The 13108-nt window shown below is 38.2% G+C and carries 9 protein-coding genes and 1 pseudogene; all 10 read left to right on the top strand.

All coding sequences use genetic code 11. The features are described from left to right. Positions 1-45 precede the first annotated feature (45 nt). A complete protein-coding gene (locus VE944_RS21680; protein ID WP_324981666.1) occupies positions 46-1143 on the top strand; it encodes a phospholipase D family protein in 1098 nt (365 codons plus the stop codon). Next, a complete protein-coding gene (locus tag VE944_RS21675; protein WP_324981664.1) occupies positions 1134-1478 on the top strand; it encodes a hypothetical protein in 345 nt (114 codons plus the stop codon). Before VE944_RS21680 ends, VE944_RS21675 begins: the two co-directional genes overlap by 10 nt. A 9-nt stretch (positions 1479-1487) precedes the next feature. Continuing rightward, positions 1488-5756 (top strand): helicase-related protein, encoded by a 4269-nt coding sequence (locus VE944_RS21670; RefSeq protein WP_324981660.1) that lies wholly within the window; start codon positions 1488-1490, stop codon positions 5754-5756. Between the two features lie 81 nt (positions 5757-5837). Then, the gene (locus VE944_RS21665) at positions 5838-6476 is read left to right on the top strand and encodes a ribonuclease III domain-containing protein (protein WP_324981657.1); all 639 of its coding nucleotides are present in this window, start codon (positions 5838-5840) and stop codon (positions 6474-6476) included. Further along, on the top strand, positions 6445-6648 hold the full coding sequence (locus VE944_RS21660) for a hypothetical protein (protein WP_324981655.1): 204 nt from the start codon (positions 6445-6447) through the stop codon (positions 6646-6648). Before VE944_RS21665 ends, VE944_RS21660 begins: the two co-directional genes overlap by 32 nt. A 211-nt stretch (positions 6649-6859) precedes the next feature. Continuing rightward, a complete protein-coding gene (locus VE944_RS21655) occupies positions 6860-8566 on the top strand; it encodes an exonuclease domain-containing protein (RefSeq protein ID WP_324981654.1) in 1707 nt (568 codons plus the stop codon). A 28-nt stretch (positions 8567-8594) separates the two neighbouring features. Next, complete coding sequence (locus VE944_RS21650; protein ID WP_324981652.1) at positions 8595-10541, top strand: GmrSD restriction endonuclease domain-containing protein; 1947 nt, start codon at positions 8595-8597, stop codon at positions 10539-10541. 50 nt (positions 10542-10591) lie between these two features. Further along, on the top strand, positions 10592-12028 hold the full coding sequence (locus VE944_RS21645) for a transglutaminase domain-containing protein (protein WP_324981649.1): 1437 nt from the start codon (positions 10592-10594) through the stop codon (positions 12026-12028). A gap of 86 nt (positions 12029-12114) precedes the next feature. After that, positions 12115-12708, top strand: coding sequence for a CPBP family intramembrane glutamic endopeptidase (locus VE944_RS21640; protein WP_324981646.1), 594 nt, complete (start codon positions 12115-12117; stop codon positions 12706-12708). 147 nt (positions 12709-12855) lie between these two features. Further along, positions 12856-13108, top strand: a pseudogene (locus tag VE944_RS21635) (DUF4419 domain-containing protein); the annotation flags it as partial.

Here is a 13108-nt window from a genome sequence, read left to right as displayed (position 1 = left end):
TATTAATTAGTATTAATATTTATGTTTAAATTATTTTAACTTAATATGCATAAATCTAAGTTCATTTTTCAATCTCTTAAAAAACAAGCTCTATTAGATTATTTATTAAATGGCGTTATTAAAAGTAAAAGGTATTGCCTTATTTTGGTAAGCTGTTATTTTAACATTAATTCAGCTAACGAGATAATTTCATTATTAAAAGACTCAATAAATTTATCAAAAACTTCAATATATATAGATAGAGGATCTGCTATTAATATCGGTAAAGAAAATATTACTAACTGGATTAAAGAGCTTTCTAAATCAGAAAATGTTTCTTTTAAAATCGCTGATAGCGCCAGCTTATTTCATGTTAAAGCATATTGTTTATTAGCTGATGATTTTACCTGTGGTAGTTTAGTCGTAGGTTCAGCTAATTTAACAGGTAATGGACTAACTACAGAAACTGGAAGTATTGAACTATTATATGAGATTCACAATATAGAAGATATACTTTGTTTTTATCATGAATTGACTTCTAATAATGTGCAAAAGTTTATAGATATTTCAGAATTAGAAAAATTTAATAATACCGAAGATGACTATTTTAAATATGCACTTCTGCAAGAAGAATGCTTTGTAAAAAGCAATGATTTAAGCATTAATGAATTATTAAGTTTTACCTATAATTTTAATGAAAAAGGACGAAAAGAGTCTAAAAGCTTGGAGTTTAAAGAATTAGAACTTAAAGATAAAAATAGTTATAGCAAAAATTATTTTGAAAAAATTTACCCTGTTATAGAAAATATATTTAGAAAGTATAACTTTAGTTATGATGTTAAATGGGGGAAATATGGTGTTAATACAGATTTTGGCTATTGGATTCCTAAAAACATAATAGCTTATTTGAATAGAGAAGATGAAAAAACGTTAAAAGATTTAGAATGTTGCAAATCTGAAATAAAACAAGAACTTACTTCTCACCTTAATACAGCTAAAATTCTGATGGAAGATCAATGGAAAAATTTATTAGAAAAAGATTGGTTAACTGATAACTTTAAGCCTCAAATGACCAAAATAGACAATGGAATACTAGACTTATACATAAAAACAGAAACCGAAAAGCATTTAAGAAAAAAAATGATACCTTTATATTGTTTATAGATAGATTATTACTCAGATACTATCATCTTAAAATTCCTTTTGATTTTACAAATCAAGAAGAAGTTCAAAATTTATTCAATATTTTAGAACAGTCTTGCATTAGAAAATTGGGAGAAGCAGAGTATTATGCAATAAATGCCGAGCAAATAGCTCTTAATGAAAATGAAGATATAAAAAATCTATTTAATTTCTACTTACAGGATAATAATACTAATATATTATTTAAAATTTTATCTTTAGCAATTACAACTCAAAACCTTGGCTTCATAAGACTTTTAAGAAGAGAAAACTTTGTTAAAAATGTAAACCGAAATAAGCAATTTAAGGATAAATAAATTTGAACTATGCTTGAAAATTTTATCCAAGACCTAATTCGCAAACAACGCCCCTACTACCTACTTCAAGGTAATCCCATCAAAGGCATTGACAATCAATACTGGCTCGTCTTCAAGCACCGCGATGCTGACAAGCTGTTAAAAACAGTTGTGAAGTTCTTAGGTATTGGTGGTAAACAAGCGACTTACAGAATACTACGAATTGATCCAAAAAGCGCTAAGGTTTTTGATTACATTCCTATCAAAGATGGAAATGTACCTAGTACCTCTCTGCTGCGAATTAGTAACTTAAATATTATTGAAAAATTCCTTCATAAAGAAAGTGTAACCAAAGAAAAGGCTTTACTTGCTGGCAGCTTTTTAGAAATTAACGGTCGTCTTCGTAGATTCAATTTGCCTGATCAGCTAGATAAATACAATGTCTTCATCGGCTCTGCCCTAGAACGCACACAAATTTATCGCCGTTCTACGGCTTACTTTGATAGTGGTGTGCTGAAACTATATGAAGAACCTCTTGCTTCAATTGTGCAAACTGAAGGTCAAATTCGCCTACTGATGGACTGGCAAGGATTCACCAAGCAGGCTGATGTCCAAGAACTGGAGAAATTACAAGACCCTAACTACCGCGCCCAATATGCTCATTGTACCCTAGCTGAATTCCTTAAGGGTTTAGAAGATAGTGCCTTTAGTGGGACAGAAATTTTGGCAGAGTTAGTTCGCCTGAATTTTTTGCAAATTAAACTTGTAAAAATGGAGTCAGGAAGAGGTATTTATCACAAAAAAACTGGCATCCTGAGTGACCAGTTAGAAAACCACATTTTGCACGAAGGCTCAGATAATTTCACTCGTGCAGCACATTCCAAAAATGCTGAGAGTGTAACCTTTCTCTATTCTTGGGATTCTCGTTTAGATGCAGAAGCCATATTTGAAAGTATTGGTCAGTTTGATGTTGAGTGGCAGCGAGATGATATCACCTTTGACTTAACCCAAGAGTTTTTACAGCAGGTATTAGCCGAACGCGATCGCCGTGCCCAGTTAAAAGAACCAGTTATTGAATCTATCAATCCTGATGAGTTTGCCCCTGGAGAAACCACCCAAGTTGAAATCACAGGTCAAAATTTAGACAAAATAAAAAGCATTGAAGTTGTAAATGATGAATTGGTTAAAATCACCATTGACAGCCAAGATTCTGAACGGATTATTGGTCAAGTTGAGGTAGACCCAGAACATCCGCCGACAAAGCTAACTGAATTCAAAGTTATAACTACCGAAGGCACATATCACAACTTACCCGAAAATCCCCCGGCAGTCAGCCAATCCCTAGAAATTCCAGATTTCAGTGAGATTGAGGGGTTTAAACAAGCTGTAGAAATCATTTTGGCAGGGAATCACGGCACACCTAACGATTTTCTCTACTGGTTGGCACAGCAGCGCCCCCGTCAGTTCCGTGTTGAACGTAGTGATTTATTAGATGAACTGTTAAATCAAGGTATCTTGTTTGAGCATCAAAAATCTGGAGCGCAACATTGCCTAAGAGTCATGCAGGATTTTGGTGTTGCCGTTTGTGCTGATGCTGTAGGATTGGGTAAAACTCGGCTAGCGGCTACTGTCTCGTGGTTGTATCGCCAGCAGAACGGTCAAGCTAAAATTGCGATCATTGCTGCTAAGAAACTCTACCCCAACTGGGAGCGAGAAATGGCAGAATTGGGCTTTAAATCTAACGATTACGAGCTTTACAATAAAAACCTGATGAGCCGCAAAGGTAGTAATTTTCTTGCAGACTTCAATCGCTACGGTGGCCCTGACCTAGTTATCATCGATGAAGCCCACGAAGGCATTCGCAATTATAAAAACCGCATTCATAAAACCTGTGCAGCGATTCAAGAAAGCGATCGCAAGTCTGCTCGGCAACGTTACTTTCTACTGTTGACCGCTACACCTTGGAACAATCGTCGGGAAGATATTTATAACATTCTCTCGCCCTTTATCAGTCGTCCTCAAGGATTCAATGATTTAAAGTTCCCCGCAGAAGTCGCTCAATGGTTTCAAAATCGGGAAATTGGGGTAGAAAATTTTACAGATAATACTGAACTATTTCGCCGTACCTACCGCGAACTGTTTCTTCAGCGCACTCGCCAAATGCTGCGAGAAGCCACCCCAGATTTAAATTTATATGCCAAACGGATAGCAGAATGGCTACCTGTACATTTTGAAATTAGTACAGAACAGGCACTTGAACAGATTTTCACTCAATTTGAAACCAGTCTTTTCATTCCCTTTGCTGATCCAATCCGTTATTTAACAGGTAGCGTCGAACAGCGAAGTCTATTAGGCAACCAACGCCGATTCTTTCTACAACGGGCTGAATCGAGTATGTATGCCTTGAATCGGACTATCAAAAACTTTGGCGATCGCATTCGGCAGATGCAACAACGCCTAGAATCAGTTTCTCCTGATGCTGATGGGCTGAAAGAATTTTTGCTAATTCACTACAATTTTGAATCAGACAAGAAGGATAAACCAGAAAGTTTATTAGATGATTACAACCCTGAAGGCTGGGATGAGGATTATGAACATGGGGAAGAAGACGAGGACGAAAACGAGGCAGAACAACAGCAAAAACGTCAACAGTTAAGGCGGTCTATTGATATTGCCACAGATAACTTACGAGATAATCCTAACAATGCCCAAAAAGTTTATGAGCGAATGTTGGCTGCTTGTGAAGGTGATTTGCATCAGCTAGAACAGATTCAAAACCTGTTAATAGATGAATTTCTGGTTGACCACAAACGCAAGCAAGTTACTCAAAAAGTAGCAGAACTGGTAGGTCAAGGTCATAAGGTGCTGCTAATTTCAACTTTCAGTGACACTGTAATTGATTACTACCGTTACATGGCTCGTGACAGTGCGATCGCATCTAAAGGTATTGGGATGCTGATTGGTTCTACAAAGCTGTATTACACAAATAACTCAGCTAAACCTCAAAAAGTAAGTCCTGGCCACGCACTGCAACCAAAACGTAGCCCAGTTACTTTAAATCGCCAAGAAATATTTAGACTGTTTGCCCCAGACGCTACTTGTAAAAATCTTACAGAACGCCCAAAGCCAGAAGAAGAAATCACCGTACTAATTGGTTCAGAAACTTTATCAGTGGGTCAAAATCTACAAGATGCTGATTATTTGATTAATATTGACCTGCCTTGGAATCCTATGATTTTGGAGCAGCGCATTGGCAGAATTGACCGCCCCAAACAACATAAAGCTAAGAACATTTATGTTTATTATGCCAATAGTGAAAGCCAATTGTTACGGCAAGCTTCTCGCCTGTCAAATTTGCATAAAAAACTAGTGGGAGATTTAGCTCAAAATGATGAACACATAGCTAGTATTGAACCTAACCCAAACATCCCTACCATTTCTAGTGTCAACACATTGGGGGCTTCTATTTATGGTGATACCCTATTTGATGATGAAATTCTGCCAGGATACATCGACTTTGTTCAGAGCTTAGTCAAAGCTAGAAAAATAGAGCAGGGTAATTTACAAGAAGATGCCTATAAAAAACAGGAAACTAGCTGCGACCTTTATACCCAAAATGAGATTCTGCATAGTGAAGAACTAAGCAAGTTACTAAAAGAATTGGGTGAAGATTACCAAGCCAATCCAATTGTTGTAGGTCGCCGCACTGGTGAAAAGGGTGAAGCTACCGGATTAGTGGCGTTGACAGTGCAATATTTTGGCCCAAATGGAGAACCAATTTTAGAGAAACAGCAGACTTTGTTCTGGAATGACCAAACCGGGGAAAACGATGGTTATGGTATGGCGATCGCTACTGCCTTCAAAACTCCGATAGCGGGAAATGTTTTCTCCTCAAAATATTTACTATCATGCGCTCAATCTTTATATAACAAACTGGTGGGCTTAAAACAGCAACAGGTTGCTGAATTAGAACAGCCAGAAACCCTAGAAAACATTAGCGTTACCTCTGAGCGCATTACTAAAATTCAACGTCGGGTGAGTATGCTTGATCACTTTCCAGCAGGTTTAGATCGAGTAGCTGTTAAGAGTACGTTAAAAAAATTAAACACTTGGAAGGAGATGAAGGCTGTACAAAAACTTTTAAAAGAGTATACCGATGGGAATAAAGCAATTTTGGATGATGAAAACTTTGTGATTCAGTTAGTGCAAGATACAGACAAACTCAACCTAATTGTATTTGAAGGCATTAAACCTACTAGTATACAAGTTTCTTTAGCTGCTCTTTTATTAAGGGCATAAGCGATTGTAGTAGACATACTCTCTTGTTTTTACTCCTTTTTAGCTAAAAATCATCATATTAATTATTAAATCATGACACAATTGTATAAACCAGAACAGCAAAGACAACAGCAGATTCAAGATTTTTTGAAAGGAATTGGCATAAGTGAATTTCAGGCAACAGAAGAGCTAGGAATAGCTTTAAGACACCCATCATTTATATATGAATCAAATGTAGATAGGCAGACAAAAGATTTACAAGAGAAAGCTTACAGACGGTTAGCTCATTTAGGAGATGCAATTCTTAGTGCTATTGTTACTGACTATTTATATGAAAGATTTCCCGAATCTACAAAAGGTGAACTTACTGAGGATAAACAATCACTTGTAGATAAAGCTAAATTGTCAGAATTTGCTATTAAGTTAAATTTACCAGAGTTCTGCCTATTAGGAAAAAGTTTAAAAGGAAAACCTTTAAATGAGCAAGAGAGACTTTTTGCAGAAATGTTTGAGGCTGTGTTTGGTGCAGTTTATTTAGGGTTTAACCGTGATTTTTCTCAAGCTAGCTCTTGGCTAATTAAGCGCTTTTTAGCAGATGCTTTAGACGAAATTCTTAATGATGAAGAAGACGATGAGGATAGTTTTGAGGATATGAGTCTTGATACCAGAGATTGCTTAGACATGATTGGCTTAGAAAATTTTCCTGACTATGGATGGGCCCCTGGTGACGATGATGACTAAAGCGATCGCCCCACTCAAACTAAGCAAGGAAATCTACCAAACAGCAATGACTTATTCCTTATTCCAAGGCAATCCCAAGTACTACCACATCATAGGCGGCATCTGCTCAAAGTCGCAGATGCCGTGGCTGGCAACACGCTATGCCAAAGATGTGGTTTCGATGGGGTACTGAGAAAGGAAATCTGGAGATAAGACGGGGATATATGCGATCGCTGTAGAAAATTTTCATCGCATCAATACTGACTGCGACCATTGAAAGACATTGATACTTGTCAAGTTATCTACTGATATTTTCCGATCTTACTTATTTAAGTGATACAAATTATACCCGTTTTTAAATACTTGTGTTAATTTTGCTATAGCTTACTCATAGTCAGGGTTATATGGACTTTGTAGTTTTAGACACTGAGGGGAAACCGGAATTAAGTGAATTGGCGATTGTGGATAGTCAAGGACGGTTGATCTATGAAGGGTTTTCTAGTGATTATCCCAATCACAACAAGAATCTGCCTAACCTTAAAAGTCTCAAAACTCTGCTTACAGAGTTTCTGTCCCTTGTCCAAGGGAAAAAAATAGTCTGCCACTATGCCTTGCATGATATTGAGATACTTCAGTCCAGTTTTCGCCGAGTTGGTCTTTTTTGCCCCAAACTAGAATACGAGTGTACTTGGGAAAAAGCAAAAAGTGTTTGGTCAGAGCTAGAAAGCCATTCCCTAGAATACCTGAGTAAGCATTTTAATTTGCAGGTGAACAACCGCTACTTTGTTCGAGATATGGCTCATGTTGCTCGGTATGATGCCCAGTTTACTTACCAGCTTTATCGTCAGATGATGATTGAGCAATTAAAACAAAAGCCCAATCCATTTAGTGCTAGTCGGGTTGATACTCCGTTTCAGACTCACCCTGATTATTTTGCCACTTACCGCCAAGAATATCTTACTCTTGAGTCAATTTTGGCTGACATCAAACTAGATTCCAATCGCCAGAGTAAAGGAGTTGTAGTTATTGGAGAGCCGGGGACTGGTAAAACCCACTTAATGATGAGACTAGCCAATGAGCGACTAGCCAATAATCGACTGTTATTTATCCGTCAACCAAACCATCCCAAAGCAGTGCTGCATCACATCTACAGCCGCATTTTGGAGTCTTTGGTACAGTCGGTTGGTTCTGCTACTCAATTAGACTACCTGATTATCAATAGCTTTTATAAAATTCTCAGTTTCCGAGTTACATCTCAGAAAGACCAAGAAATTATTAAAGCTCTACAAGATAAAAATTTAGATGCGCTTGGAGCAGAAGGAACTGGGCGCAGACGAGATTACTGGCAACACATTGAAAAACGAATCAACGAGTGGTGGGCGGGTCATTATTCTTCTGGAGGTTTTGCTCTTGCTATCCTCAAGGGAATTGTTAAGTATTGTAGTTATACTGACCCACGACGCAAAGATATTACTACCCGTTGGTTAGCTGCCAATATCTTATCTAAAGAAGAGGCAGAATTAGTTGGTTTGCCAAATTGGGGAGAAGACCTCAGCCAAGAAGCTTTTTCTTTGGAAGCAATTTCAGTTTTGGCTAAACTATCTATCTTGGATGAACCCTTAATTATCGTCTTCGATCAGCTAGAAGGATTAGGGCTTTCACATAACCGAGAAATCTTACTGAATTTTGGGGAAGCTATCAAGGAAATTTTTACTCACGTTCCTAACAGTTTAATTATTCTCAATATGTTTCCTGATCGATGGGAACAGTTTCAAGCTAGCTTTGATAACTCAATTATTGGTCGAGTTTCCCAGTACCAGATTTATCTACGTCAGCCAGATGAAACAGAACTTGAAGCGATTCTGCGGGTGAAGCTTCAGGCGCTTGATATTCCTCTAGAACTATTATTTAGCTCTGAAGATTTGGAAGATATTCTTGGACAAAAGCCAATTAGAGGGGTATTAAACCGAGCAGCAGACTATTATAACTACAGGGTTCGTCAAATTCCTCTAGCATCTGTCAAAGAAAACCTGCATAAGCTTGATAGTAAAGAACAACTAGAGCAACAGCTAAGAACTGTACAGCAGCAACAGCAAAAACTTAGAAGATGAAATATTTGAATTTTACGCTCCCGTCAAAATGAAGGATAACCCTTTATGGGTAAATGTGACTGAATTGATGCAGCAAGGAGTAGGAGTTTTCATTGGGCATTTGCTCAAAATTCCAGAGCTTAGTCTGAATTTGACTACTTACATTAATGCTTTAAATAAACTAGAAGGCATTAAAAATATCAATTTGCATATTGAAGAAGTCACTGGTGAAGATAAAACAGTTGATGTTGTTGTAGAGATTTTTAACACTGTTAATAGCGGAGGAACCAAACTATCTAAAGGTGATTTGGCACTAGCAAAAGTTTGCGCTCAATGGCCGGATGCCCGTAGTGAACTCAAAGCACGTCTGGCAAAATGGAATAAAGCAGGTTTTGACTTTCGTTTGGAGTGGTTGCTGAGGTGCATTAATGCAGTTATTACCGGAGAGGCAATGTTTTCCGCGCTCAAAGATGTTAAAACTACGACATTTCAAGACGGGCTATACAAGGCAGAAAAAGCTATTGATACCCTGCTCAACCTCATTTCTGGGCGTTTAGGACTCGACCACAATCGGGTACTCGGTGGTATTTACGCCTTTCCTGTCATGGTGCGTTACCTTGTTGCGCGTGGCGGACATCTTAGAGATCACACAGAGCGCGACAAGTTACTGTACTGGTATGTACATACTTTATTGTGGGGACGTTACGCAGGGTCAACTGAGAGCGTTCTAGCCCAAGATTTACACGTATTGGAATCTGAAGATAATCCGCTAGACCAACTTATCACCAACCTACGGCAAAATCGCGGAGACTTGGAAATTAAAGCTATTGACTTTCAAGGTTGGGGTATGGGAGCAAGGTTTTACCCATTAGTTTATATGCTCACTCGTGTGCATCAAGCACAAGACTGGGATAGTGGCATCGAACTATCCAAGCATCTTCTCGGTAAACATTGCTATTTGCAAGTCCATCATATTTTTCCGAAATCGTTACTTTCCAAAGCTGGATATCCCAAATCGGAAGTTAACGCGATCGCTAACCTGACATTTCTAACCCAAGAAACCAACCTCAAAGTTTCAAATCGACACCCTTCGGAGTATTTTGAGGCATTTGAGACAACCCAACCGGGTGCGATCGCAACGCACTGGATACCGATGGAACGCAGTTTGTGGCAAATTGAAAACTACCGTGATTTTTTAACCGCACGTCGTGAACTTTTAGCTCAAGCTGCCAATAAATTTTTGAATAGCTTACTCACCGGGGATATTCCAGAACCAAAAGTGACAGATTCTATTTTAGAAGAACGAGCTGAAAGTTCTACTGAGGTTGCACCATTGGCTGAGGAACGAGTTCTGGAAGAATGTAATGTATGGGTGCAAGAGCAGGGATTACCGATTGGTGAATGGATACATGAAATTGCTGATTCGACAGGAACAGTGAGTAAAGTACTTGATTTAGCATGGCCCAATGGTTTGCAATCGGGGAAAAGTCAACCAGTTGCCCTGATAATTGATGCAGATCAAGAAATAGAAGAGGCTGCAAATCGTCTTGGTTATTGCTATTTTACAGACATAGACAAATTCAAAAGCTATGTTATCCAAGAGGTTTTAGCTGTTGATTTTCCGACAGTAGACGATTACAAAAAAGCTTTTATCGCTATTAGTTGTGAAATAACGAATAGTCATAAAGCTATGCTGAGAGCGCATTACCACGCAGCCGAGCAAATTATTACTGCAACTGAGTTAGCAAAGGCGGCTGGATATGAACATTTTGGTGGTGCAAATCTTCAATACGCCAGAATAGCAGAACTGGTTGCAAATTACTTAAACTATTCGCCACCTCAACATGACGATAGTGGTAAACCTTTCTGGTCACTAATGTTAGCTTCTGGGTACTGGAAAACATTGGAAGATGCTGAAATTACTAGTCAACGAGAATGGCACTGGCAATTACGGGAGCAGGTTAGTCAAGCTTTAGAACATTTAGGTTGGGTATAAGCCAGGTATAAATCTTTCTAATTTAGTTACTCTCTGGAACGTAAATCTATATGGCTATTCTCTTCCAACTTATCGGTAGATTAATCAAGTGGACTGCGATCGCTATTATCTACCTCACACCCGTTCTAGGTGTCTGGCTAGCATCTTCCCTAGCTGCTTACAATAACCGTTCTACTTCTTTAGCCGTACTAGCAGGGGTGTTTCTCTTTCCCATCTTACCTATGCTCTGGGAACTACGGGCACAAAGCAAGGGCAGTCGGAGTAAAGAGCGCATTTTGACTTGGGGCGATCGCTTGACGCTCAGAACTCTTGTAATCAACTTTGTGGCGATCGCTGCCTTATTAGCATGGCAACCACGTTTGAGTTTCGTAGCTCTGTCAACGCGAGGCGACTGGATGCTGGGTAATTTACAAGGACAACCTGCACAGTTAATTCGACAGAATTTATTCAAGCTGGCAAATGGTTTGGAAGGAATGTATCTCAGCTTCAATAAAAATCCTTTTGAGCGTTACGATGACGGCAGTAGTCAAGTACAACCGCAACCCCAAACTGACCGAGATCCTTTTGAGAAATTAAGAACCCAAGATACTGCTAAACCGCGGCCAGCTAATAATACCAATGGTTGGGCGTGGGAAGGTATGGGAATACACCCCGCAGTTGCCAATATGCCCAGCAGTGTAGAGACAAGTATCGCATCAGTTGCTCAGTATATTGTTAGCAAGGAATCAGATCCAGTACAGCGAATTAAAGCTCTTCATGATTATGTTGCTGATCGTATTGCCTACGATGCTGAATCTTATTTTGCAGGGCAATATCCGCCGCAAGATGCCGAAACTGTATTTAAAACTCGTAAGTCTGTGTGTGCTGGGTATGCAAAATTATTAGAAGCATTGGGTAAAGCGGCTGGAGAAGAAATCATTTATGTCGTAGGAGATGCACGGACTCAAACCAGCGACCTTAGCGGTCAAGGTCACGCGTGGAATGCAGCAAGAGTAAAAGGACAATGGTACTTAATTGATGCTACTTGGGATAGCGGTTATGTTGATCGCTCGTCAGGTTTTACAAAAAACTACCGTACTGAATACTTAATGCCCCCACCAGAAGTTATGGTGATCAGCCATTTTCCAAAAGATCCTGCTTGGCAGCTGTTATCAAATCCACTACCGCTTGGTGAATTTTTGCGCCAGCCGATGATGAAACCAAAGTTTTTTGCTGATGGCTTGCAACTTGTCAGCCCTGTGCGATCGCAGACGAATGTAGGTGGTGAAGCAAAATTAGTATTGGCAAATCCTAAAAATGTTTGGTTATTAGCCAGCTATAACTCAAAAGGTGAAGGCAACTCCCAATCTTGTGGTCATGCGGTACAAGGCGATCAAGTTACGTGTAAACTTCCTGCCTCCGGTTCCTATGAAATGCGGTTATTTACCTCTACAAAAAGTCAGGGTGAATTTAATTATGTAGGTCAATTAGAGTTTAACAAGTCGTAAGAAAAAAATTTAAACATCACAAATGGAGCTAAAAAAATATATATGAGTAATACTAAGTTTCATCTTCAACCCAATAAAAGATAATCGTGAAAACTGAATTACCTCCATTTAGTAATTGTGTTCTATTCTTTGTACTTTTCTTAAGTATGATGTATTTTTATAGCAGCATAACTCAAAGAAAATCAATTAAAAAACAACGAAAACTAGAAAGACCAAAATCTAGTTTTGTCTTTTATGTCTTGTGGAATCAAATTTCGTTAATTCCCTTTTTTTGCATAACTTATATTCTTTCCATAAGACTTATACCACGGCAAAAGTTTCAAAAAACTTTATTTTGGGTTGCTGTATGTATATTAAATCCAATAACAGAAGAGTTGATATTTCGTGGAGTACTAGTACACCAATTAGGCATATATATAAATAATTATTACTTGGCAATTGTTTTGGGTTTATTTGTAACTGTTGGAAATCATATCTATCAAGGAAGATTACATATTATTACGCATATTATCTTTTATATTTTTACTGTAACATTGCTTTATTCAGATATAGGACTTGTTGGATCTATAGGTTTTCACTTGGCAGGAGATATTTACCCGTTCATGTGGCTTAAATATCAGGTTAATAACTATAAAAAACGAAGAAGGGAGAAACGCAGGGCTAAATATGTTTCCAGTTAGAGTATCAGACACTCTCTTTATGCAATATCGCTGCTCAACTTTTGGTAAAGGTATTGATTTATATAAAATTTTTCTAAAAAATGGCATAATTTCTTTTCTAGATTTGCAAAATATTAACTAGAACTAAAATATAACCAGAACTAGCTTATGGCAGTACTTGCACCTATTTTGGAACAAACTGTAGGAAAGATTCGCTTTTGTGTTGATGATGTAAAAAACGCTCAGAAACCTTTACCTACTGAAAACGCCAAATTTCAGTTAGAGAAGCATTTCCAAGAACAAGTGCTGGCATTCAGCCATAATGATACGTTTGAAGTAATTCAAGACAAAGGTATTCATTCGCTGGCGTTTGCTGTTCATGCTGCTTTTAGCGAACATCGCCCGTTATTATTAACACCTG

The organism is Nostoc sp. (assembly GCF_035638895.1).
Lineage (GTDB): Bacteria > Cyanobacteriota > Cyanobacteriia > Cyanobacteriales > Nostocaceae > Nostoc.
Note: the sequence above shows the minus strand (reverse complement) of the source record. Positions and strands in the feature narration are given on the sequence as shown.